23 protein-coding genes are annotated in these 23,519 nt (G+C 68.3%); 12 read left to right on the top strand and 11 right to left on the bottom strand.

All coding sequences use genetic code 11. From position 1 onward, the window contains the following. The first annotated feature begins 185 nt into the window (after positions 1-185). From E5206_RS00920 to E5206_RS00940, 5 genes are read left to right on the top strand one after another with little or no spacing between them, the layout of a single operon-like run. On the top strand, positions 186-530 hold the full coding sequence (locus E5206_RS00920; RefSeq protein WP_136320839.1) for a hypothetical protein: 345 nt from the start codon (positions 186-188) through the stop codon (positions 528-530). After that, on the top strand, positions 521-2,572 hold the full coding sequence (gene acs / locus E5206_RS00925) for an acetate--CoA ligase (protein ID WP_136320840.1): 2,052 nt from the start codon (positions 521-523) through the stop codon (positions 2,570-2,572). Before E5206_RS00920 ends, acs begins: the two co-directional genes overlap by 10 nt. A 9-nt stretch (positions 2,573-2,581) precedes the next feature. Next, entirely contained in the window at positions 2,582-3,790 is a 1,209-nt protein-coding gene (gene sfnG, locus E5206_RS00930) for a dimethylsulfone monooxygenase SfnG (RefSeq protein ID WP_136320841.1), read from the top strand. Then, positions 3,790-5,139: an O-acetylhomoserine aminocarboxypropyltransferase/cysteine synthase family protein gene (locus tag E5206_RS00935; protein ID WP_136320842.1), complete on the top strand. Its 1,350-nt coding sequence runs from the start codon at positions 3,790-3,792 to the stop codon at positions 5,137-5,139. The genes sfnG and E5206_RS00935 overlap by 1 nt, the downstream gene beginning before the upstream one ends. Further along, positions 5,136-5,633: a CoA-binding protein gene (locus E5206_RS00940; RefSeq protein ID WP_136320843.1), complete on the top strand. Its 498-nt coding sequence runs from the start codon at positions 5,136-5,138 to the stop codon at positions 5,631-5,633. Before E5206_RS00935 ends, E5206_RS00940 begins: the two co-directional genes overlap by 4 nt. 112 nt (positions 5,634-5,745) lie before the next feature. Here the strand turns inward: E5206_RS00940 and E5206_RS00945 are convergent, their stop codons facing one another. The 4 genes from E5206_RS00945 to E5206_RS00960 all read right to left on the bottom strand — a co-directional run bounded on the left by E5206_RS00945 (position 5,746) and on the right by E5206_RS00960 (position 9,181). Continuing rightward, complete coding sequence (locus E5206_RS00945; protein ID WP_136320844.1) at positions 5,746-6,549, bottom strand: hypothetical protein; 804 nt, start codon at positions 6,547-6,549, stop codon at positions 5,746-5,748. After that, a complete protein-coding gene (locus E5206_RS00950; protein ID WP_136320845.1) occupies positions 6,546-7,094 on the bottom strand; it encodes a sigma-70 family RNA polymerase sigma factor in 549 nt (182 codons plus the stop codon). The genes E5206_RS00945 and E5206_RS00950 overlap by 4 nt, the downstream gene beginning before the upstream one ends. 87 nt (positions 7,095-7,181) lie before the next feature. Then, positions 7,182-7,682 (bottom strand): hypothetical protein, encoded by a 501-nt coding sequence (locus tag E5206_RS19150; protein ID WP_168709246.1) that lies wholly within the window; start codon positions 7,680-7,682, stop codon positions 7,182-7,184. A gap of 209 nt (positions 7,683-7,891) precedes the next feature. Continuing rightward, positions 7,892-9,181, bottom strand: a complete 1,290-nt coding sequence (locus tag E5206_RS00960) for an adenylosuccinate synthase (RefSeq protein WP_136320847.1) — start codon at positions 9,179-9,181, stop codon at positions 7,892-7,894. 266 nt (positions 9,182-9,447) lie between these two features. On the opposite strand from E5206_RS00960, the gene E5206_RS00965 reads away from it, so the two are divergent. Together E5206_RS00965 and E5206_RS00970 are read left to right on the top strand one after the other, a co-directional pair. Next, entirely contained in the window at positions 9,448-10,656 is a 1,209-nt protein-coding gene (locus E5206_RS00965; protein ID WP_136320848.1) for a cobalamin-independent methionine synthase II family protein, read from the top strand. 233 nt (positions 10,657-10,889) lie between these two features. Next, a complete protein-coding gene (locus E5206_RS00970) occupies positions 10,890-11,522 on the top strand; it encodes a uracil-DNA glycosylase (RefSeq protein WP_136320849.1) in 633 nt (210 codons plus the stop codon). A gap of 122 nt (positions 11,523-11,644) precedes the next feature. Here E5206_RS00970 and E5206_RS00975 read toward each other — a convergent pair whose 3' ends face one another. The 3 genes from E5206_RS00975 to E5206_RS00985 form a co-directional block, all read right to left on the bottom strand. Next, positions 11,645-12,070 (bottom strand): DUF3151 domain-containing protein, encoded by a 426-nt coding sequence (locus E5206_RS00975; protein ID WP_136320850.1) that lies wholly within the window; start codon positions 12,068-12,070, stop codon positions 11,645-11,647. Between the two features lie 2 nt (positions 12,071-12,072). Then, complete coding sequence (fbaA, locus tag E5206_RS00980) at positions 12,073-13,092, bottom strand: class II fructose-bisphosphate aldolase (protein WP_136320851.1); 1,020 nt, start codon at positions 13,090-13,092, stop codon at positions 12,073-12,075. A gap of 128 nt (positions 13,093-13,220) precedes the next feature. Beyond that, the gene (locus E5206_RS00985; RefSeq protein ID WP_240690091.1) at positions 13,221-13,805 is read right to left on the bottom strand and encodes a TrmH family RNA methyltransferase; all 585 of its coding nucleotides are present in this window, start codon (positions 13,803-13,805) and stop codon (positions 13,221-13,223) included. A gap of 161 nt (positions 13,806-13,966) precedes the next feature. Here E5206_RS00985 and E5206_RS00990 point away from each other — a divergent pair, with 161 nt between their 5' ends. Beyond that, positions 13,967-14,821 (top strand): HAD-IIA family hydrolase, encoded by an 855-nt coding sequence (locus E5206_RS00990; protein WP_136320853.1) that lies wholly within the window; start codon positions 13,967-13,969, stop codon positions 14,819-14,821. A 17-nt stretch (positions 14,822-14,838) separates the two neighbouring features. On the opposite strand, the gene E5206_RS00995 is transcribed toward E5206_RS00990, so the two are convergent. The 4 genes from E5206_RS00995 to pyrE form a co-directional block, all read right to left on the bottom strand. Beyond that, complete coding sequence (locus E5206_RS00995; protein WP_136320854.1) at positions 14,839-15,879, bottom strand: thioesterase domain-containing protein; 1,041 nt, start codon at positions 15,877-15,879, stop codon at positions 14,839-14,841. Positions 15,880-15,961: 82 nt separating this feature from the next. After that, positions 15,962-16,510: a hypothetical protein gene (locus E5206_RS01000; protein ID WP_136320855.1), complete on the bottom strand. Its 549-nt coding sequence runs from the start codon at positions 16,508-16,510 to the stop codon at positions 15,962-15,964. Between the two features lie 95 nt (positions 16,511-16,605). Next, positions 16,606-17,400: a GAF and ANTAR domain-containing protein gene (locus E5206_RS01005; RefSeq protein WP_136320856.1), complete on the bottom strand. Its 795-nt coding sequence runs from the start codon at positions 17,398-17,400 to the stop codon at positions 16,606-16,608. A 99-nt stretch (positions 17,401-17,499) separates the two neighbouring features. Continuing rightward, positions 17,500-18,069 carry an orotate phosphoribosyltransferase gene (pyrE, locus tag E5206_RS01010; RefSeq protein ID WP_136320857.1) on the bottom strand — a complete coding sequence of 190 codons (570 nt, stop codon included), beginning with the start codon at positions 18,067-18,069 and terminating at the stop codon, positions 17,500-17,502. A 156-nt stretch (positions 18,070-18,225) separates the two neighbouring features. Here pyrE and acsA point away from each other — a divergent pair, with 156 nt between their 5' ends. The 4 genes from acsA to E5206_RS01030 are packed head-to-tail and all read left to right on the top strand — an operon-like array spanning position 18,226 to position 23,516. Continuing rightward, positions 18,226-20,055 carry an acetate--CoA ligase gene (acsA, locus tag E5206_RS01015; protein ID WP_136320858.1) on the top strand — a complete coding sequence of 610 codons (1,830 nt, stop codon included), beginning with the start codon at positions 18,226-18,228 and terminating at the stop codon, positions 20,053-20,055. Next, on the top strand, positions 20,052-21,086 hold the full coding sequence (gene pdhA, locus E5206_RS01020) for a pyruvate dehydrogenase (acetyl-transferring) E1 component subunit alpha (RefSeq protein WP_136320859.1): 1,035 nt from the start codon (positions 20,052-20,054) through the stop codon (positions 21,084-21,086). Before acsA ends, pdhA begins: the two co-directional genes overlap by 4 nt. Then, on the top strand, positions 21,083-22,063 hold the full coding sequence (locus E5206_RS01025; RefSeq protein WP_136320860.1) for an alpha-ketoacid dehydrogenase subunit beta: 981 nt from the start codon (positions 21,083-21,085) through the stop codon (positions 22,061-22,063). The genes pdhA and E5206_RS01025 overlap by 4 nt, the downstream gene beginning before the upstream one ends. After that, positions 22,056-23,516, top strand: coding sequence for a dihydrolipoamide acetyltransferase family protein (locus E5206_RS01030; RefSeq protein WP_136320861.1), 1,461 nt, complete (start codon positions 22,056-22,058; stop codon positions 23,514-23,516). The genes E5206_RS01025 and E5206_RS01030 overlap by 8 nt, the downstream gene beginning before the upstream one ends. Positions 23,517-23,519 lie beyond the last annotated feature (3 nt).

A 23,519-nucleotide genomic window follows, 5' to 3' on the forward strand; every position in this document is an offset into this window, starting at 1 on the left:
GGAAACGACCATCCCGAGCGGCCAAGAGACCTGGATCGATGAAGCCGCAGCAACCCTGGTCGCTGGAATCTTCCCTGGACTCCCGCGATAGCAAGGCAGAGAGCCTCGGGAAAGGCCGGACCGACCACCCGGCTTCACAGGCTCTTTCCGTAGGGTGCTACTGCCAGGACCGATGGAGTGCCCCCATGACTGCTGTCCTGTCCTATTCCGCGCCAGATTCGTCCCCGGACGTCCCTGCCGCCGATACCCCCGATAACCCGCTGGTGAAGCAGGCGCACCCTCCCGCGCCCACCGGCAACAATGTTGCGGCAACCGGTATTCAAGCCCTGCAGGCTACTGGCGTTGCGGCAACCCCGGCAGACGCCGCCCAGCCAGCCTTGCCCGAATCGGGCCGGTGCGGCTCCCCGGCGAACGGATGGTCCCCCGCCGGGATCCCGGCCAACGGCTGGGCGCGTCTGCGACGTGGGCTGAAGATCACCGATGCCCTTCCGGACCTCACGAAGAAATGGACGGTAGCCCGATGGGCGTAAGCATCACAACAGCCACCGAGGCAATCGATAGCGGCAGCCCCGCCACCGAAGCTGAACGCATCGCGTTCTGGGAGGCCGCAGCCCTCCGCCTCGACTGGGAACAGGGGCCGGGAACAGCTCCGGCCGGCAAGCCGTGGCACACCGCGCACCGCCGGGTTCCGGCCGACGTCGAGGCCGGCACCGGCCCGGACATCACCTGGTTCGAAGGCGGCAAGCTCAATGTGGCCTACAACTGCGTGGACCGGCACGTTGAAGCCGGGCGCGGGGACAAGGTGGCGCTGCACTTCGAGGGCGAACCGGGCGACCGCCGCTCCATCACCTATGCCGAGCTCCAGCGCGAGGTCTCCAAAGCCGCCAACGCCCTCCTCGCCCTCGGCATCACCAAGGGCGACCGTGTGGTCATCTATCTTCCGGTCATCCCGGAAACCATCATCATCACCCTGGCGGTGGCCCGCATCGGAGCCATCCACTCGCTCGTCTTCGGCGGCTTCTCCGCCGAGGCGCTCAAGTTCCGGGTGGAGGACACCCGTGCCAAGCTGCTCGTCACCACCGACGGCCAGTTCCGCCGCGGTGCCGCAGTCCCGGTCAAGGACAACGCGGATGCCGCCGTCGCCGGCCACAACGAGATTGAGCATGTCCTGGTGGTCAACCGCACCACACCGCCGGAGCTGCTGGACACCGTCCCGATGACCGAGGGCCGCGACGTCTGGTGGCACGACACCGTCGGGCGGGCCTCCGAGGTCCACACCGCGGAGGCCTTCGACGCCGAGACACCGCTGTTCATCATGTACACCTCCGGCACCACCGGCAAGCCCAAAGGCCTGGTGCACACCTCCGGCGGCTACCTCACGCAGGCGTCCTGGAGCTTCGAGCACCTCTTCAGCAACCCGGATCCGGCCCTCCGGGACCAGGACGTCCACTGGTGCACGGCCGACCTCGCCTGGGTCACGGCCCACACCTACGAGATTTACGGCCCGCTCTCCAACGGCGTCACCCAGGTGATCTTCGAGGGCACGCCGAACACCCCGCACCCGGGCCGGCACTTCGAAATCATCGAACGCTACGGTGTGACGCAGTACTACACGGCGCCCACCCTGGTCCGCTCCCTGATGGGCTGGTTCCCCGACGGCGTCCCGGCCAGCTACGACCTCTCCTCGATCCGGCTGCTCGGCACCGTCGGCGAGGCCGTCAACCCCGAGGCCTGGCGCTGGTTCCGCGAGAACATCGGCGCCGGCACCGCGCCGGTGGTGGACACCTGGTGGCAGTCCGAGACCGGGGCCACCATCCTCTCCCCCGCCCCGACCGACTCGGAGTTCAAGCCCGGCTGCGCGGCGCGGCCGCTGCCCGGCGTCGGCACCCGGATCGTGGACGCCGCCGGCAGCACCGTTCCGGCGGGTGTCCAGGGCTTCATCGTGGTGGACGCCCCCGGCCCCGCCATTGCCCGGACGGTGTGGGGCAACCCGCAGCGCTACTTCGATTCGTACTGGCGCCAGTACGCCGAACAGGGCTGGTTCCTCGCCGGTGACGGCGCCAAGTATGACGACGACGGCGACATCTGGATTTTGGGGCGGGTGGACGACACCCTCAACGTCTCCGGGCACCTGCTGTCCACGATCGAGATCGAATCGGCCCTCGTGTCCCACCCGGACGTGGTGGAGGCCGGGGTGTGCCCCGTCGCGGACCCGAAGACCGGGCACGCCATCGTGGCATTCGTGGTCCCCACCCGTTCCCTCCCCTCGCAAGCTCGGGCAGGGAACCCTGCGGGCGTGGGCCCAAACTCATTTGCTGAGGAGCTCCGCCACCACGTCGCGAAGGCGATCGGCCCGATCGCCAAGCCGCGCGACGTCGTCGTGGTCCCGGATGTCCCCAAGACCCGCAGCGGCAAGATCATGCGGCGGCTGCTCACCCAGCTGTTCGAAGGAACGGCGCTGGGCGACACCACCTCACTCCAGAACGAACCGGCCATCGCCGACATCCAGCACGTATTGCGCGAACGCACAGCGGCCACCGCTGCCGCGCCGGCCCTCCCCACCCAGAAGTAAAGGAACACCATGACCGACATCAGCAACGTCGCCCGTCTTTCCGAGCCACTCAAGTTCGCCTACTGGGTCCCCAATGTTTCCGGCGGACTGGTGGTCTCCACCATCGAACAGCGCACCGGCTGGGACTTCGACTACAACAAGAAACTGGCCCGGATTGCCGAGAACTCCGGTTTCGAATACGCCCTGACCCAGACCCGCTACGCCGCCTCCTACGGCGCCGACAAGCAGCACGAGGCGACCTCCTTCAGCCTGGCGCTGCTCGCCGCCACCGATCGGCTCAAGGTCATCGCCGCCGTCCACCCCGGCATGTGGCACCCCGGCGTGCTCGCCAAATACCTGATCACCGCGGACCACATTTCCAACGGCCGCGCCGCCGTGAACATCGTCTCCGGCTGGCTCAAGGATGAATTCACCAACTTCGGCCTCGAGTGGCTGGAACACGACGAGCGCTACGTCCGCACCGAGGAATTCATCAACGTCCTCCGCGGACTCCTGACCGAGAAGAACTTCAGCCAGTCCGGCAAGTACTACAACATCACCGACTTCACCCTGCAGCCCGCCCCCCTGGATGTTCCTGGGCGCGCGCACCCGGAGATCTTCTTCGGCGGCAACTCCACCGCGGCGCAGGCCACGGCCGGGCGGGTGGCGGACTGGTACTTCTCCAACGGCAAGGACCTCGAGGGCTTCAAGGAGAACATCGCCGGCGTCGTCGCGGCGTCCTCTGAAACCCTGCGCGGTACCGAGGGCCGGCTCGCGGCACCCCACTTTGGCCTCAACGGCTTCGTCATTGCCCGCGATTCGGAGAAGGAAGCCCGCGACACTCTCCGCGAGATCATCGAGAAGGCGCACAAACCGGCCGTCGAGGGTTTCCGCGACGCGGTCCAGGAAGCCGGGCCCTCCACCAGGGACGGCAAGGGCATGTGGGCCGACTCGAGCTTCGAGGACCTGGTCCAGTACAACGACGGCTTCAAGACCCAGCTGATCGGCACCCCCGAGCAGATCGCCGAGCGGATCGTGGAGTACAAGAAGATCGGCGTGAACCTGTTCCTCACCGGCTACCTGCACTTCCAGGAGGAGGTCGCGGCGTTCGGCCAGGACATCCTGCCGATCGTCCGCGAGCTTGAGGCAGACCTCGCGCGCAAGCACGGCACGGAACTGGATCTGTCCGGGACGCCGGTGGCTTCGGCCAGCTCAACCACCGGGCTGGTGAACGCGTAATGGCTGACCGCACCTTCGGTTTCCGCACCCGCGCCCTGCACGCCGGCGGCACCCCCGACGCCGAGCACGGCGCCCGCGCCGTCCCGATCTACCAGACGACGTCCTTCGTGTTCAAGGACACCCAGGACGCGGCCAACCTCTTCGCCCTGCAGAAGTACGGCAACATCTATTCGCGGATCGGCAACCCCACGGTCGCCGCGTTCGAGGAGCGCATCGCCTCCCTCGAGGGCGGCATCGGTGCGGTGGCCACGTCCTCCGGCATGGCGGCCGAATTCATCACCTTCGCGGCCCTCACCCAGGCAGGGGACCACATCGTGGCCGCCTCCCAACTCTACGGCGGCACCGTCACCCAGCTCGATGTGACGCTGCGACGCTTCGGCGTCGACACCACCTTCGTCGCGGGCACCGATCCGGCGGACTACGCGGCGGCCATCCGGGAGAATACCAAGGCGATCTTCGTCGAGGTGGTGGCCAACCCGTCGTCGGAAGTCCAGGACCTTGAGGGGTTGGCGAAGGCGGCGCACGACGCCGGTATCCCGCTCGTCGTCGACGCCACCCTGAGCACGCCGTACCTCGTGCGGCCGATCGAACACGGGGCGGACATCGTGATCCACTCCGCCACGAAGTTCCTCGGCGGGCACGGCACCACCCTGGGCGGAGTGGTGGTCGAGAGCGGCCGCTTCAACTGGGGCAACGGCAAGTTCCCCACCATGACCGAACCCGTGGCCTCCTACGGCAACGTCTCCTGGTGGGGCAACTTCGGCGAGTACGGCTTCCTGACCAAGCTGCGCTGCGAGCAGTTGCGCGACATCGGACCGGCGCTGTCCCCGCAGTCGGCGTTCCAGCTGCTGCAGGGCGTGGAAACGCTCCCGCAGCGCCTGGACGAGCACCTGAAGAATGCCCAGGCCGTCGCCGAATGGCTTGAGGCCGATGAGCGCGTGGCCTACGTGAACTTCTCCGGCCTGCCCTCGCACCCGCACTTTGAGCGGGCCAAAAAGTACCTGCCGCTGGGACCGGGCTCGGTGTTTTCCTTCGGTGTGAAGGGCGGCCGTGCCGCGGGACAGAAGTTCATCGAGTCCCTGCAGCTGGCCTCGCACCTGGCCAACGTGGGCGACTCCCGGACCCTGGTGATCCACCCGGGCTCCACGACCCACCAGCAGCTCAGCCCCGAGCAGCTGGAGGCGGCCGGCGTCCCGGAGGACCTGGTGCGCATTTCCATCGGCCTCGAAGACATCGAGGACATCCTTTGGGACCTGGACCAGGCGCTTACCGCGGCGTCCGAGGCCGGGGCCTTCCCCGCGGACAGTTCAACCGAGGCTGACGCCTGCACGATTGGAGCGCTGTCATGAGCAGTGAAGAAACCAGAACCTGGACCGGCCCGTCCGCGCCGGAACGGCTGAACCTGCTGCGGCAGGCGAAGTCGATCGCCATTGTGGGCGCCTCGGACAAGCCGTCCCGCGCGAGCTACTTCGTGGCCACCTACCTGCAGTCCTCCACCCGGTACAAGGTGTACTTCGTGAACCCGGTGGTGAAGGAAATCCTGGGCGAGCCGACGTACGCCTCGCTGGCGGACCTGCCGGAGAGCCCGGACATCGTGGATGTGTTCCGCAAGCACGACGACCTGCCCGGTGTCCTGGACGAGGCCATCGCGGCGGGCGCCAAGACGCTGTGGCTGCAGCTGGGGTCCTGGCACGAGGACGTGGCCAAGGAGGCGGAAGCCGCCGGGCTCGACGTCGTGATGGACCGCTGCGTGAAGATTGAGCATGCCCGTTTCCACGGCGGCCTGCACCTCGCCGGCTTCGACACCGGCGTCATTTCCTCGAAGCGCCAGGTCCTGGCCTAGCGCCTCCGGCACGTTCGGATCCCGGACTCGCGGCTCAGGCGCCGGGGTCGCCGTAAGGCAACCGCGAGCCTGCACCCGACCCGCGAACCGGACGGACCGCGAACCGGACGGATCAGGGCTGGCCGGGGAGCTTCGTCGGAACCACGCCCGGAAGGGTGGGGCTGACCGGTGCGGGGGCCTCGGGCAGGCTCCGGCCATCAGCCGGGCCATCGCCGGGACCGGGAAGTCCGTGCTGGCCGGGAAGGTCGTGAACCCCGGGAGCGACCGGGCGTTCGCCCTGCGGGGGAAATAGTCCGCCACGGCCGGCGCCCGGAGGCGTCGTGGGGCCGGACGGCGGCGGGACGGCAGCAGCCGTCGAGCCGGGAGTCCCGCTCCCGGGCGAAGCAGCAGCGTTGGTCGCCGCAGCCGTGGGCGCCGCGGGAACGGCCGGAATGTCAGCCGGGGACGGCTGGGCATGTTCCGGGGCCGGGGTACGGGCGGCCGGCTGGAACAGGACGCCGATGGCCTGCCCGACGTTGTGGCGGAAGTCCTCGCTGGACGCTGCCACGGCGCCTGCCCCGAGGCTCATGGCACCCACGACGGCGCCGCCCACTATCGCCAGGCGGCGATTCCGGTTCCGGCGGCGGTCCGTCAGGCTCGTGACGCCCGGTGGCAACGTGCCGTCCGCCGGAGCCGGCGGGGATACGACGGCGCGCATCGCCGTCGTCGGGCCTGCGGCAGCACTGTCGGCAACGGAACCGCCGGCACCGGCGGCCAGCAGCGCCGCGAGATCAGCCCGGGGCGCAGGGGCCCGCTCCGGGACCAGTGCGCGGAGCTGTTCCAGGGATTCGCGGAGTTCGGTGGAAGCCTCGAGGCCGGAATCACGGAGCATCGCCTGGATGCTGCCATCCTGCTGGGGGTCACGTGTGCCGGTCATGATGCTGCGTGGTCCTTTTCGGTGACGAGTTCGCGCAGGGCACTGAGCCCGCGTCGCTGAAGCTGTTTGACGGCACCCGGCGTCTTGTCCATGATGCCGGCCACCTGTTCGATGGAGAGGTCCGCGACGATCCGCAGGACCAGGACCTCCCGTTGCTCCTCGTTGAGCCGGGACAGGGTGCCGGACATGCCGCCGAGGGATCCGAGAGCCTCATCCTCGGCGGACTTGGCGTACCGGGCGTCGTCCCGGGGATCGTATTCGGCCAAATAGGGCGTGCGTGCGGCCCGCCGCCGGTAATCGACCAGCCTGGCGTGGGCCACAGAGAAGATGAAGGTCCGCAGACCGCTGTGGCCACCGGTGACCTTGGCCAATTTCGGCAGGACGTCCACGAAGACGTCCTGGGTGAGCGCCTCGGCGTCCTCTACTCCGCGGGCCCGGAAGTAGCCCAGCACCGCGGGGGAAACGGCGGTGTAGACGGCGCTGAAGCCTGAGGGCTCGCCAGCTAGGGCGGCTGACAATTCGTCATCGCTTAGCTGTTCTGCCAAGAGGCTGTCCTTCCGTTACTGCTGGGGTGCGGCCCCGGCAAGTCTAGCGGCCGCACCCCCGATGCCTCCGTGGGAGGCGTTCCGTACTTACTTGTCGAGCTTGGGCAGCTCGGCTGACGGGGTGGCCGGAACGGCAGGAACAGCCGGTACGCCCTTGGTACCCGGCACCGCCGGGACGGCAGGGACGGCTGCGTGGACGTCAGCGTTGGCGTGAGCCTCGCCGGCTGCGCCCTTGGCAGCGGCGCCGCCCTTGACGTCGGCACCGCCCTTGTCAGCGTCGGCGGAGCCCTCGGCGCCACCTTCGGTGCCGTCAACGTCGGCATCGCCCTTGGCGGAGCCGTCAGCGGAGGGGGCCGCCGGAACGGCAGGGGTGGCCGGGACCGCCGGCGCAGCGGGAAGTTTGGGGGTGGCCGGGACGGCGGGAACGGCCGGGGTGGCGGGCACAGTGTGGGCCACTTCAGCCCGCTGGGTGCCGGACTGGGTGCTGGACACCTGGGCCGCGTTGGCCAGCCCGATGCCGGAGAATCCTCCGACCGCCAGAACGGCGGCGCCGATAGCAATCTTGGTGGTCTTGCTAACACTCTTCATCACAGGGATACATCCTTTGGTTGGCGGAAGGCCGGCCGGATGCCTGATGGGGGTCCAGGCTCCGGCGGCGCTTACAAAGGAGTAATCGCTGGGGTACCCCGAAAGGTTACGCACCGATCGGAGTTTCTTTTTCTGGGTTAACGACGACGGCGGCGGGCCCCCTGTCCGGGTGGCCCGCCGCCGTCGGGCGTCAGTTGTTTGTCAGACCGTCAGTCAAGGATCAGGTCGTTGATCACGATGGTCTGGTCGCGGTCCGGGCCGACGCCGATCGCGGAGAAGCGGGTGCCGGAGAGCTTCTCCAGTGCCAGCACGTAGTTCCTGGCATTCTCCGGAAGGTCGTCCAGGGTGCGCGCGCCGGTGATGTCCTCGGTCCAGCCTTCGAAGTACTCGAAGATCGGCTTGGCATGGTGGAACTCGGTCTGGGTCATCGGCATTTCGTCGTGCCGGACGCCGTCGACGTCGTAGGCTACGCAGACCGGGATCTGCTCGATGCCGGTGAGCACGTCCAGCTTGGTGACGAAGTAGTCCGTGAAGCCGTTGACGCGGGAGGCATGGCGCGCCAGCACGGCGTCGTACCAGCCGCAGCGGCGCGGTCGGCCGGTGTTGACGCCGAATTCGCCGCCGGTTTTCTGCAGGTACAGGCCCATCTCATCGAACAGCTCCGTGGGGAACGGCCCGGCGCCCACACGGGTGGTGTACGCCTTGATGATGCCGATGGAGCGCGAGATCCGGGTGGGGCCGATGCCCGAGCCCACGGAGGCGCCGCCGGCCGTCGGGTTCGAGGAGGTGACGAACGGGTAGGTGCCGTGGTCGACGTCCAGGAACGTGGCCTGGCCGCCCTCCATCAGCACGACCTTGCCCTCGTCCAGCGCCTTGTTCAGGACGAAGGTGCTGTCGATGACGAGCGGGCGGAGGCGTTCGGCGAAGGACAGGAAGTACTCCACGATCTCGTCCACCTCGATGTTGCGGCGGTTGTAGACCTTGACCAGCAACTGGTTCTTCTGGCGCAGCGAGCCTTCGACCTTCTGGCGCAGGATGGACGCGTCGAAGACGTCCTGGACGCGGATGCCCAGGCGGGCCACCTTGTCCATGTAGGCGGGGCCGATGCCGCGGCCGGTGGTGCCGATGGCGCGGCTGCCCAGGAAACGCTCGGTGACCTTGTCCAGGACCTGGTGGTAGGGCGCCACGAGGTGCGCGTTGGCGGAAATGCGAAGCTTGGAGGTGTCCGCGCCGCGGGCTTCCAGTCCGTCGATCTCCTGGAACAGTGCTTCAAGGTTCACCACGCAGCCGTTGCCGATGATCGGAACCGCGTTCGGGCTCAGGATGCCGGCAGGAAGGAGCTTGAGCTCATACTTCTCACCGCCTATGACGACGGTGTGCCCCGCGTTGTTGCCGCCGTTGGGCTTGACGACGTAGTCGACGCGGCCGCCAAGCAGGTCAGTGGCTTTACCTTTGCCTTCGTCGCCCCATTGGGCTCCGACGATCACGATTGCTGGCATGGGATCCTCCCCCATTCGTTCGGGCCGGACCGCAGTTGGTTCACCGAAGTGACTTCACCGGAGCTCAGCGCCGTTCATCAGAATGCCCCAAACCTACCGCTGTGCTTCTTACCCATCAACGACAGAGTTCCGGGGCTCTTACCACCCAAGTTTAGCCGATGCGGGTGACAAGTACCGCTTTGGCACCCGCCCCTGCCCTGCCCGCCGCGCCGCGACACAATGGCCAGTCGATTTGCCAGTTCCCGGAATTATGTGAGAGTGGCCACATGAACCAGAACACCGACCACATCCGCGTCACCCACGCCGGCTCCTTGCCCCGCACCCCGGAACTGATCGCCGCGAACGAGGCCAAGGAAGCCGACGGCATCACCCCCGAATTCCTGGACCTGCTGGAAAGCTCGGTGGCGGACATCGTCCGGCGCCAGAAGGACCTCGGCATCGACATCCCCAACGATGGCGAGTACGGCCACACGATGTCCAGTTCGGTGGACTACGGGGCGTGGTGGAACTACTCCTTCTCCCGGCTCGGCGGCCTGGAACCGACCGATGTGGACCGCTGGGCCGACGCCGGTGTGCACCGCTCCACACCAGGCAACATCGTCCTGACGTCCTTCCCCGACCGCCGGGACCGGCAGAAGTTCAACGAGGCCTACAACGATCCGTCCTCCGGGATCCTGGCCCACCGCAAAAGCGTCACCCAGCCCAAAATCGCCGGGCCGCTGAGCTACACCGGTCACGCGCTCGTCGGCTCGGACATCGCGAACCTGAAGGCTGGCCTGGCCGCGGCGGGACTGACCGAGGGTTTTGTGGCCTCCCTGTCGCCGGGGTCCTGCGCCCGCGTCGCGAACGAGTACTACAAGACCGACGAGGAGCTCCTCTACGCCTGCGCCGACGCGATGCGCGAGGAGTACAAGGCCATCATCGACGCCGGCCTGACGGTCCAGCTGGATGACCCCTCGCTGGCCGAAAGCTGGGACCAGATCAACCCCGAGCCCAGCCTGGCGGACTACCTCAAGTTCATCCAGCTCCGGGTCGAGGCCACCAACTGGGCCCTGCGCGGCCTCCCCCAGGACAAGATCCGCCTGCACGTCTGCTGGGGATCCTGGCACGGCCCGCACACCACGGATATCCCCTTCGCGGACATCCTCGATTCGGTCCTGCAGGTCACCGCCGGCGGCTACTCCTTCGAAGCGGCAAATGTCCGCCACGAGCACGAATGGCGGGTGTGGGAAGACTCCAAGCTCCCCAAGGGCAAGGTCATCATCCCCGGCGTCGTATCGCACGCCACGAACGTGGTGGAGCACCCGGAGCTCGTGGCGGACCGGATCGTTCGTTTTGCCGAGCTGGTGGGGCGCGAAAATGTGATTGCGTCCACAGATTGCGGACTCGGCGGCCGGGTCCATCCCCAGATTGCCTTCGCCAAGCTGGAGGCCCTTGGCGAAGGCGCCCGCCGCGCCAGCAAGCGGCTCTGGTAGCTGGCGGGGAAAGGCAGCCGGTTCCGCGCGCGGGTACCGGGAACACCGCCGGCCGTCACTGCGGCGGCGTCCGGCGGCCCGGCATTTCGCAGGGCTTGATAGACTGATAAGGATCGACCAGGAATCGGTCCACACCACATTTTCAAACCATACCGGACTCTGCGTGCCCCGCATTTGGCGTGCCCACATCCGGTCTGGCAGCGTTACCAATCCCGCAGGAGATGCAGCAATATATGACAGCCTTGGCCACTGAAAATTTCCGCGAAGAGCTCCTGAGCCGTCGCTACGAACCCAGCGTCGCGGCCGTCAACGAGCTCTGCGACACCCTGCGGGCCAACAAGGCTGGCACCAATGTACCCTACGTTGATCCGATGCACGACGTCGACGAATGCCGCATCATCAGCCTCTTCTCCAACATCGGGACCGAGGATGAGTCCGGCTTCATCACCGCCGGGGACGAGGAAGCCGCCACCCGGATGCTCGGCGTCCAGTGGAAGCTGGGCCTGCGCCCGGAATACATCATGCCGTGGAACGTCCACCCCTGGTACGTACCCGGTGAGCCCAACGGCAAGTTCACGCCGGACCAGATTTCCGCCGGCCTCAAGCCGCTGCTGAAGTTCCTCGCCGTCGTGCCCCGCGCCTCCGTGATCGTTGCCCACGGCACCGAGGCCAACCGCCTCGCCAATCTGCTGCTCAAGACCGAAGTGCCCATGATCTGGCGCCGCGGCCTGAAGACGTACAAAGTCCGCTCGCTCAGCGGCCGTGCCTTCGCTGGCACCCCGGCCCGGCAGGAGCAGTACCTCGAAGAAATGCACACTGCGTACGCGGATGCCATGGCCCGGACCGGACTCGCGAAGACCAGCTAAGGCATCCTCCGCCGTCGTCGGCTTAAAGCCGTCGTCTTTAAAGCAACGCGGGGTCACTTGCGGCCCATCCACCACGGTGGAATGGGCCGTAAGTGACCCCGCGTTGCTGTCTGGATCCGGGTTTAGCCCTCGGCCTCGATGGCCGCCTTGGCGGTGGGATCGGAGTCCGTGAGGAACTTCTCGATCCGCTCCGGCTCCTCGGCCTCGCCAATCGCGGCGGAGGCACGGCCCAGCGAATACAGGGCGCGGAGGAAGCCGCGGTTGGGTTCGTGCTCCCACGGGATCGGCCCGACGCCGCGCCAGCCGTTGCGGCGCAGCGAATCCAGGCCGCGGTGGTAGCCGACCCGCGAGTAAGCGTAGGAATCGATGGTCCGGCCCTCTTTCCACGCTTCTTCGGCCAGGATGGCCCAGAGCAGCGAGGACGTCGGGTGCTTCTCCACCAGGTCCAGGGCTTCCTGGCCCAGGGCCAGGTGCTGGTAGATTTCGGTCTCCGCGGGCAGGAGCGTGGGCTCGGGGCCCATCAGGTTCTTGCGGAAGTCGTCGGACATGCTCAGAAGGTCTTGCCGGTGGAGCCGAGCTGCTGGGCTGCCTCGACGACGCGGGCGGCAAGGCCGGCCTCGGCGGAGGCGCCCCAGACGCGCGGATCGTAGAGCTTCTTGTTGCCGACCTCGCCGTCGACCTTCAGCACGCCGTCGTAGTTGCGGAACATGTGATCCACCACGGGGCGGGTGTAGGCGTACTGGGTGTCGGTGTCGATGTTCATCTTGATGACACCGTAGGACACGGCGTCCGCGATTTCCTTCTCGGTGGAGCCGGAGCCGCCGTGGAAGACCAGGTCAAAGGGGTTGGTCTTGCCGAGCTTCGCGCCGACCTGTGCCTGGATGTCCTTGAGGATCTCCGGACGCAGCTTCACCCCGCCGGGCTTGTACACGCCGTGCACGTTGCCGAACGTCAGGGCGGTGATGTAGCGGCCGTTCTCGCCGGAGCCGAGGGCCTCGATGGTGGCCAGGGCGTCCTCGACCGTGGTGTACAGCTTGTCGTTGATGGCGTTCTCGACGCCGTCTTCCTCGCCGCCGACGGTGCCGATCTCGACCTCGAGGATCATCTTGGCGGCGGCGGTGCGCTCCAGCAGTTCCCGGGCGATGCGCAGGTTCTCGGTGAGGGTCTCGGCGGAGCCGTCCCACATGTGCGAGTTGAAGAGCGGGTTGCGGCCGGCCTTGACCTCTTCCTCGGACGCGGCCAGGAGCGGCAGGACAAAGCCGTCCAGCTTGTCCTTGGGGCAGTGGTCCGTGTGCAGCGCGATGTTCACGCCGTAGTTCTTCGCCACCTCGCGGGCGAACGCGGCGAAGCCCAGGGAGCCGGCGACCATGTCCTTGGTGGAGGCGCCGGACCAGTAGGCCGCACCGCCGGTGGAGACCTGGACGATGCCGTCGGACTCGGCCTCGGCGAAGCCGCGGAGTGCGGCGTTCAGGGTCTGCGAGGACGTGACGTTGACGGCCGGGAAGGCGAAGCCGCCCGTCTTTGCGCGGTCGATCATCTCGGAGTAGATCTCGGGGGTTGCAATGGGCATGCTGACTCCTCATGTGAATTTCGTCTGCGGGCTGGTTGACCCTGGAGTGAACCTCGTCGGCTACGCACCATCCTAGCCATTCCTTGCGACGGCGCAGTGTTTCCGGTCACGCGGCCCTGTAATACTCGTTAGCCGTGTCCCGGGAGCTGGCCGAAGACGTGCCGGCGGATCCAGGCGTGCATCGCGATGGCCGCGGCGGAGGCGGCGTTGATGGAGCGGGTGGAGCCGAACTGCTCGATCGACAGGGTCGCGAGCGCGGCCTCGTGGACCTCCGGCGTCAGGCCCGGCCCTTCCTGCCCGAACACCAGCACGCAGTCCTTGGGCAGTTCGTAGGTTTCCAGCGGCACGGAGTCCGGGAAGATGTCGATCCCGATGATCGCCAGCCCCTCCCCCTGCGCCCAGGCCACGAAGTCCTCGACCGTGGGGTGGTGGCGGATGTGCTGGTAGCGGTCGGTGACCATGGCCCCGCGGCGGTTCCACCGGCGTCGGCCGATGATGTGCACCTCCTTGGCGAGGAACGCGTTGGCGGTGCGCACCACCGTGCCGATGTTGAGGTCGTGCTGCCAGTTCTCGATGGCGATGTGGAAGTTGTGGCGTCGGGAATCGAGGTCCGCAACGATCGCGTCGTGCTTCCAGTAGCGGTACTTGTCCACGACGTTGCGGCGGTCGCCCTCGGCCAGGAGTTCCGGATCCCAGTGTCCGCCCCCGGGCAGCTCGCCTTCCCAGGGACCGACGCCGACCTCCGCCTTCGCCTCAGCCTCTGGCTCTGGCTGGGCCGCCGGGGCGGTACGGGGTTCGCTGGGAGTCTCGGGTTCAGTCACCACTCAACATTAGACTGGGGGACACGAAGCGGCACACTACGGCGGAGGACACCATGGCGGACCAGCGCGCGGACCAAAGGGCAGAGCCAGACGAAACACGTACATCGGCGTCGTTGTACCGCAGCGGCCAGGACATCGAGTGCTGGCTGACGGATATGGACGGCGTGCTGGTCCATGAGAACCAGCCCATCCCCGGGGCCGCTGAACTCATCCAGCGCTGGGTAGACACTTCCCGGCGGTTCCTGGTCCTGACCAACAACTCCATCTACACGCCCCGGGACCTCGCGGCCCGGCTGCGGTCCTCGGGCCTGGAAATCCCGGAGGAGAACATCTGGACGTCGGCGCTGGCCACGGCCCAGTTCCTCAAGGACCAGGTGCGGGGCTCGGAATCGGGCAACCGCGCCTACACGATCGGCGAGGCAGGGCTGACGACGGCGCTGCACGAGGCCGGCTTCATCCTCACGGACCAGGACCCGGACTTTGTGGTGCTCGGCGAGACCCGTACCTATTCCTTTGAGGCCATCACCATGGCCATCCGCCTGATCCTGGGCGGCGCGCGGTTCATCGCGACCAACCCGGACGCCACCGGCCCGTCGAAGGACGGCCCGATGCCGGCCACCGGCGCCATCGCGGCGCTCATTACGAAGGCGACCGGCCGGGAGCCCTACATCGTGGGGAAGCCGAACCCGATGATGTTCCGCTCGGCGATGAACCAGATCGACGCGCACTCGGAAACGACGGCCATGATCGGGGACCGGATGGACACGGACATCATTGCCGGCATGGAGGCCGGGCTGCACACGGTGCTGGTGCTCAGCGGCATCACGCACCGGGACGATATCGCCGCGTACCCGTTCCGGCCCAACCAGATCCTGAACTCCGTGGCGGACCTGAAGAACCAGATCTAGCGGCGCCGCCAGAACGCTCAGAACGCTGTCTTCTTCCCGCCGCCGGCCGGCAGCGGGAAGAGCTCGTCCTCGAGTTCTTCAATGATCGGACGGTAGACGGACGGGCTCCATCCCGGGCTGGCATGGGCGGGCCGGGCCCCGTCCGTGCGCAGCCCGTCGGAGGCCATGTTCGCCGCAAAGGTCAGCCGCCAGCCGTCCCGGGCGGTCTCATAGTCCACGGTGCTGTCCTTGGGATTGCCGATGAACGCCATCCGGGTTCCGCCGAGGTTTCCGACGTAACGGCTCGCGTCAAAGTGGTAGATGTAGGCGGATTCGGACTGGATCAGCACGCTGGAGGGCGCGATCGGAGACAGCTGTTCCAGGGTCTGGTCCCACACCTGGCCCCAGCTGCGCTCATCCTTGTGGAGCATCCGTTCGCCGAGCTCGTAGCCGCCCCGCAGCACCGTGGGGAAACGGAATCCGCTCTCGTAGAGGAACACCACCCCCTCGAACCAGCTCTGGTCCAGCACGTCGGATCGGCTGAAGGGGCTGGAGTCGAGCAGGATGAAGGACGCTTCGACACCGTGCAGTTCGCGGAGGCGGGCGGCCACTTGGGTTGCCACCATGCCACCGAAGCTGTGGCCGTAGAAATAGAGGGTGCTGAGCTTGTGGGCGCGCACGTGCTCGATCACGGCGATGACGATCTTGTCGATGTCCAGCCCCACGTTGGAGTACCCGACGGCGGCAAGCTGGCCCCGCTTAGTGAGGGAACCACGGAGGGCGTTCAGGATCCACAGCGCCTCCTCCCAGCTCGTCTTGTAACCGGGAAACAGGAACCAGCTGGCGTTCGGGAAGTATTTTTCGGCCGTCTCGTCCGGCACCGTGAGGATCTTGTTCACCCGGCGCTCGGACTGCACCCACCTCGTGAAGATCATGTCCGCGGCCAGCAGTGAGGCGGACCCCGTCCCGGTCAGGAAGCTCCGCCGCGAAAACCTCTTCAGTTCGGCGGCATGCCGGAGCCAGCGGGTCTCGGTGGAACCGGGCCCGCCCTGATCCTCGGCTTCCGGTACAGGCGGCACTCCTCTACCGTAGCCACTGCAGATCACGGATCAGCAACGGGGCCTGCAGTCTGGCCCCATGGCGGACGCCAGCGCGCAGCTGCTAGGCAGGCTCCGGCTGCTGGCCGACTTCGCGCCGGCTGATCTCGAGACCGATCTCCTCGTAGCTCGCCAGCAGTTCCGTGCGTGCCATATCCGCGGGATTGTCGAGCAGGCCGAACACGGAGTCGCTGGCGGCGAGCAGTTCGTCGTCGGAGTAGCGGGCCAGCGGGCCCGTTCCGGAGGTGTCAAGGGAGGCCGCGAGGTCCGTGGACAGCTCGAGCGGTTCCAACTCCGCGGCGGGGCCGTCGTCGTGCGGGTTCAGTTCGAGGGAGACGCCGGCTCCGAGCGGCAGCCCTCCGGAGCTGCCCGCCGGGATGCCGCTGCCGACGGCGTTCAGGTCATTGCGGAGACCGGCCAGGGCCGATGATTCGACGAAGGCCGCGCGGCCCAGGTGGACGTGGATGCGGGAGGTGATGCCCATCCGGCGGACCCGCTGGATGATCTGCATCAGCGAAGGCCGGGAGTCCTGCGTGAGGCTCCCCCGGATGTCGATCCGGACGACGTCCAAGGCGATGTCGAGTTTGACGCGGGGGTGAAGGGTCTGGTCCATAGGTACTCCAAATGAAGGTGTCTATGGCCGACGGCTCAACCTCATCCAGCCTAACCTTGGCAGGGCATGCACACAAGTCAGAGTCCGCTTCCGGATCAGACGGCTTTTTTCCGGGCGGGCTCTTCGAAGTGCGTCCGGGTCCCGGATCCGCCCACCGACTGCACCAGCGAGGTTGCGATGTCCCGCAGTTTGACGTTGCCGTTGCTGGACGCCTCGGTGAGGATCCGGACAGCAGTCGCCTGGTCACAGCGGTTCTGCGCCATGACAATGCCCACGGCCATGTCAATCACGGTGCGGGATTCAAGCGTGGCCCGCAGGTTCGTGGCACTGTCCGTGTGCAGCGAGAACCGGACGGCGAGCCGCAGCGCCTGCGAAATTTCGCGGGTGTATCCCCGGGCCCGGGCGGCAACGTCGCCGTCGAACTTACGCGGCATGTCCGAGTACAGGTTCAGCGCGGCCTGGGCCTCGCCCTGGAGGTGGAACGGCACGGACAACACCGAGCGCAGCCCGTGCGAGGCCACGGCACTGGCATAGTCCGGGCCCCAGCGGTCTTCCTCGAAGAGATCCGGAACGTAGACCTCGCGCTCTTCCTGGGCTGCGGTCAGGCACGGACCCTGGGACAGCCGGTACTGGATCTCGTCCACTTCCCGGGCGGAGTCGCTGCTCCAGCCGATCGTGGCGGCCTTGCGGTCCCTCAACAGCGTGATGCCGCACAGTGCGTCATCACCGGCGCCAGCCACCTGGTGCGCCGAGAAGCGCGCGAGTTCGTTGAGGAACTCCTCGAAATCCGCGCTGTCCAGGATGAGGTTCTGGATCCGGTCGACGGTGTTCACCGACTGTTCGGTACCCAGGGTTTCTGCGACCGCCAGGGACTGTTCGGACGGGGGCATGGCGCGTGTTCTCCAGTGGCAGGGGCTGATGGGCAGGTAGGGAAATGATAAGCCACCGTACTGTCCCCGTCCACACGCCTCCTGCCGGCGGAAGCAGGCCTAGTCGAGACCGAGTTCGTCCTTACCGAAGGCGAAAAGGTAGGGAACGCCGGCTTCCGCTTCGATCTTTTCCTTGGCTCCGGTGGCGCGGTCAACGATCACCGCGACGGCGACCACGTTGCCGCCGGCCTTGCGGACGCCCTCGACGGCGGTCAGCGCGGAGCCGCCCGTGGTGGAGGTGTCCTCCAGGACCAGCACCTTGCGGCCCTCGACCGAGGGGCCCTCGACCTGGCGGCCCATGCCGTAGGACTTCTGCGCCTTGCGGACGACGAAGGCGTCCACGGGGCGCCCGGCGTCGACGGCGGCGTGCATGACGGCGGTGCCGACCGGGTCTGCCCCCATGGTGAGCCCGCCGGCGCACTCAAAGCCGATGCCGGCGTCGTCCATCAGCGCGAGCATGACCTGGCCGACCAGCTTGGACGCCTCGTGGTGCAGGGTGATGCGGCGCAGGTCGATGTAGTAATCGGCCTCCGCGCCGCTGGAGAGGATGACCTTGCCCCGGACGACTGCCAGTTCCTTGATCAGTTCCAGCAGGCGGGCACGGGCAGCAGAGTCACTAGTGGCAGTCATGGGTCCCAGTTTAGTGGTTTCTGGATGCGGGATTCCCAGCCGGCTGCCCAGATGTCGCCGGGGCCACGGGGATTCGAGTGGCCCCTTTTGTGCGGGCGCCGAGGCACGGGTCTTTTTACTCTAGGCAGCCCGGGCCGGCAGGAGTCCGATGGAAGCATGACGGCAGGAACCGAACCTTCGATCCGCTGGCCCACGATTCCCAAAGACCTTGGCAGCCTCCGGGTGCGGCCGAACCTGGTGGACTATGGCGCGGCGTGTGCCGCGTTCACATGGGATGAAGCCCGCCACGAACTGTCAGGACTGCCCGGCGGCCGGGGCATCAACATCGCCTATGAGGCCGTGGACCGGCACGCAGCCGGCGGCCGCGGCCGACGCGAGGCCCTCCGGTTCGTCCGGGCCGACGGCACCAGCCATTCCCTGAGCTTCGCCGAGCTCGCCGAACAGACCAACCGCTTTGCCGGCGTGCTGCGCGGCCTCGGCATCGGGCGCGGTGAGCGCGTCTTTTCGCTGGCAGGCCGCGGCCCCGCGCTGTACATCGCCGTGCTCGGCACGCTCAAGAATGCCAGCGTCTTCTGCCCGCTGTTCTCCGCCTTCGGCCCGGAACCCGTGCGCCAGCGGCTGCAGCTGGGCTCGGGCCGGGCGCTGGTCACCACCCGGGCGCTGTACCGCAAGAAGATCGCGCAGCTGCGCGATTCGCTTCCGGAGCTGCGCCACATCCTGTTGACCGACGCCGACGGCCAGCCGGAACCGGGCACCCTGGACCTCGCCGCGCTGATGCGCGAAGCCCCGCCGGACGGCGGGATTGCCCCGACGCAGGCCGAGGACATGGCCCTGCTGCACTTCACGTCCGGCACCACCGGCACCCCGAAAGGCGCCATCCACGTCCACGACGCCGTCACCGCGCACCACGCGACCGGCAGCTCCGCCCTGGACCTGCATCCGGAGGACATCTACTGGTGCACGGCCGACCCGGGCTGGGTCACCGGCACCTCCTACGGCGTGATCGCGCCCCTCACCCACGGCGTGACGACGATCGTGGACGAGGAGGAGATGGACGCGGACCGGTGGTACCGGATCCTCGCCGAACAGCGCGTCACCGTCTGGTACACCGCCCCTACGGCCCTGCGGATGCTCATGAAGGCCGGGGCGGAGCGCGCCGCGGGCCATGATCTGTCCGCACTGCGCTTTGTCGCCAGCGTGGGCGAACCGCTCAACCCGGAGGTCGTGGTCTGGGGCCAGGAGGCCTTCGGCCAGCCCGTGCATGACAACTGGTGGCAGACCGAGACGGGCGGCATCATGATCTCCAACTACGCCGCCACGGAGATCCGCCCGGGCTCGATGGGGCGCCCGCTGCCCGGCGTCGAGGCGGCCCTCGTGGCCCGCGACGGACAGGACAAACCGATCGTCCGCGACGGCGCGGCCGTGCTCGTGACGGCGCCGGACGCGGTGGGCGAACTGGCGCTGCGTCCTGGCTGGCCCTCGATGTTCCGCGGCTACCTGCACGAGGAGGAGCGCTACCGCCGTTGCTTCGTGGGTGGCTGGTACCTCACCGGCGACCTCGCCAAGCGCGACGCCGACGGGTACTACTGGTTTGTCGGCCGCGGCGACGACGTGATCAAGTCCTCCGGGCACCTGATCGGCCCCTTCGAAGTGGAAAGCTCCCTGATGGAGCACGCCGCCGTGGCCGAGGCCGGGGTGATCGGCGTCCCCGACCCGGTGGCCGGCGAAATCGTCAAGGCCTTCGTGGAACTGCGCCCGGGCTGGGAACCCTCCGAGGCGCTCCAGCTGGACATCATCGGCTTCGCCCGCAAGCGGCTGGGTCCGGCCGTGGCGCCACGGCTGCTGGACTTCACCCCGGCCCTGCCCCGGACCCGCAGCGGCAAGATCCTCCGCCGCCTGCTCAAGGCCCGCGAACTCGGCCTGCCCGAGGGCGACACCTCCACCATCGAAACGCCGCCCGCCCCGACACAGCAGGCACAGCAATGAGCGGCCCGCTGGATCCGGCGCCGCGCCCGCTGGATCCGGAGCACGGGCGGCATCTGCTGCTGCAGATGCTCCGCGTGCGGCAGCTCGAAGAGAAGTGCGTCGAGCTGTACAGTGCCGCCAAGATCCGCGGCTTCCTGCACGTCTACATCGGCGAGGAAGCCGTCGCAGCGGGGGTCCTGGAGGCGCTGTCCCCGGACGACGCCGTCGCCGCCACCTACCGGGAACACGGCCACGCGCTGCTCCGCGGCGTCCCCGCCGGGGCGATCCTGGCCGAAATGTACGGCTGCGTCGAGGGCTGCTGCCGCGGCCGGGGCGGCTCGATGCACCTCTTTGACGCCGCCACGCACTTCTACGGCGGGAACGCAATTGTCGCCGGGGGGCTGCCGCTCGCCGTCGGCCTGGCGCTCGCGGACAAAATGGCCGGGCGGCCCAACGTCACCGTGTGCTTCTTCGGCGAAGGCGCCGTCGCCGAGGGCGAGTTCCATGAGAGCCTCAACCTCGCGGCGCTCTGGCAGCTCCCCGTGCTGTTCTGCTGCGAGAACAACCTCTACGCCATGGGAACCGCGCTGGGCCGCTCGGAATCACAGACGGACATCGCACTCAAGGCCTCCGGCTACGAGATCCCGGCCTGGGCCGTGGACGGCATGGACGTGCTCGCCGTCGAGGAGGCCGCACGCCGGGCCGTGGACGCCGTCCGCTCGGGCGGCGGCCCGCATTTCCTGGAACTGCGCACCTACCGTTTCCGCGCCCACTCGATGTTCGATCCCGAACGGTACCGCGAGAAGGCCGAGGTCGCGAGATGGCAGGAACGGGACCCCATCGCCCTGCTCCGCAGCAGAATGGAGGCAGCGGGCCAGCTCTCCGAGCCGGAGTGGGCACAGCTGCAGGCGGATGCCGCCGCGGAGGTTACCGCCGCCGTCGCCTTCGCCGAAGCCGGGACACTGGAGCCGGTCGAGGAGCTCACGCGCTTCGTCTACAGCGAGTGGGGCACCGGCAGCGACGGCGCCGGCAGCGAGCGGAGCGAGCCATGAAATCCAGCTACCGCGAGGCGCTCCGGGCCGGGATCCGCGAAGCGATGCAGCGCGATCCCCGGGTGTTCCTGATGGGCGAGGATGTGGGAGCCTACGGCGGATCGTTCGCGGTAAGCCTGGGGCTGCTGGAGGAATTCGGCCCGGAGCGGATCCGTGACACGCCGCTGTCCGAGTCCGGCTTCGTCGGCGCCGGCATCGGGGCGGCCCTCGGCGGGATGCGCCCGATCGTGGAGATCATGACCGTGAACTTCAGCCTGCTCGCGCTGGACCAGATCGTGAACAACGCCGCCTCGCTGCTGCACATGTCCGGCGGGCAGTTCCACGTGCCGCTCGTCATCCGGATGACCACCGGCGCCGGCCGGCAGCTGGGCGCCCAGCACTCCCACAGCCTCGAAGGCTGGTACGCGCACATCCCCGGCCTGCGCATCCTCGCCCCGGCCACCCTGGCGGATGCCCGCGGGATGCTGTGGACGGCACTCGAGGATCCCGATCCGGTGCTGATCTTCGAGCACGGCTCGCTCTACAACGTCGCCGGGGAACTCGACGACGACGCCGGCCCGGTGGATATCGACACCGCCGCCATCCGGCGTCCCGGCCAGGATCTTTCGCTGATCACCTACGGCGGGACGCTTCCCGCCGTGCTCGACGCCGCGGAGCAGCTCGCGGGCGAGGGCATCGACGCGGAGGTGCTGGACCTGCGCACGCTCCGCCCGCTCGACGAGGCCACCATCCTCGCCTCGGTCGCCCGGACGCACCGGGCGGTGGTGGTGGACGAAGGATGGCGCAGCGGGAGCATCTCCGCGGAAATCAGCGCCCGGATCACCGAGCATGCCTTCTTTGACCTGGACGCGCCCGTGGGCCGGGTCTGCAGCGCCGAGGTGCCGATCCCCTATGCCAAGCACCTGGAACTGGCCGCCCTGCCCTCGGTGGAGCGGATCGTCGCCGCGGCGCGGGAGGCGGCAGGGGCGCATGGGTGACTTCCTGATGCCTTCGCTCGGGGCCGACATGGAGCACGGCAAGATCGTCGAGTGGCTGGTCAAGCCCGGCGACTACGTGCGCCGCGGGGACCTCGTGGCCGTCGTCGACACCGACAAGACCGTCATGGACGTGGAATCCTTCCAGGAGGGCGTCGTCGCCGAGCTGTTGGTGGACCTGGGCGAAACCGTGCCCGTCGGCACCCCGCTGGCCCGGATCACGCAGACCCCGGCCGAGACCGGTGCGCCGGCCCGCGAGGCGCCGCCGCGCGCGAAGCCCGCCCCGGGCATCCCGGCGGCAGCAGCCCCGCCACCAGCTGTCCCGGTTGCGCCGCCGGTCCGGCACCTTGCGCACCGGCTGGGGGTGGACCCGGCCACGATCCACGGCACCGGCAGGGACGGGGCCATCACCCGGGCAGACGTGGAGCACGCGGTGGCAGCCCGGCCAAGCACCGCCGGCCACGTCCGGTCCTCGCCCCGGGCCCGGCGCCTCGCTGCCGAGCTTGGCGTCGACCTTGCAGCCATTGCCGGCACCGGTCCGCAGGGCGCCGTGACGGTGACCGACGTGCAGGGCGCCGTGCAGGGCGCCGTGCAGTGCGCCGCGCAGGGCGCCGTGCAGGGCGCCGTGCAGGGCGCCGCGCAGGGCGCCGTGCAGGGCGCCGTGGGCAGCCGTGCGGAGGAAACCGTTCCGGAGGCAGCTGTACCGGAGACCTTGGCCCCTGCACCACAGGTGCATCCCGGGGCGCCCCGGGAGGAGCCGGCCGGAGGAAAGCCTGCGGAGGGGCGCGAGCGGGTAGCCAGCCTGCGCCGCGCCATCGGCACGCTGATGGCGCGCTCGAAGAAGACCATCCCGCACTATTACCTGAGCACCACCGTAGACCTGCGCGCCGCCGTCGCCTGGATGCAGTCCGTCAACGCCCAGCGGCCGGTCGCCGCCAGGCTGGTCCCCTCCGCGCTCCTGCTCAAGGCCGCGGCACTCGCGGCCAAGGAGGTGCCGGAGGTCAACGGTTTCTACGACGACGGCGGGTTCCGGCCGAGCGCCCGCGTGCATCTTGGCATCGCGGTGGCCCTGCGCCAGGGCGGCCTCGTGGCACCGGCGATACACGACGCCGACACGCTTCCCGTGGACGTGCTGATGGAGCAACTGCGGGACCTCGTCAGCCGTGCGCGCGCCGGCCGGCTGCAGCGTGCTGAAATGGCTGACCCGACCATCACCGTGACCAACCTCGGAGACCTCGGCGTGGAGAGCGTGTACGGGGTCATCTATCCCCCGCAGGTCGCCATGGTCGGCTTCGGCCGCGTCATGGAACAGCCGTGGGCGCAGAACGGGATGCTCGGCGTCCGTCATGCCGTCATTGCCACGCTCTCGGCCGACCACCGCGTCAGCGACGGGCTGCGCGGCGGCCGCTACCTCGCCCGCATCGAAGAACTGCTGCAGAAACCGGAGGAACTGTGAAAC

This window comes from Arthrobacter sp. PAMC25564 (genome assembly GCF_004798705.1).
Classification (GTDB): Bacteria; Actinomycetota; Actinomycetes; order Actinomycetales; family Micrococcaceae; genus Arthrobacter.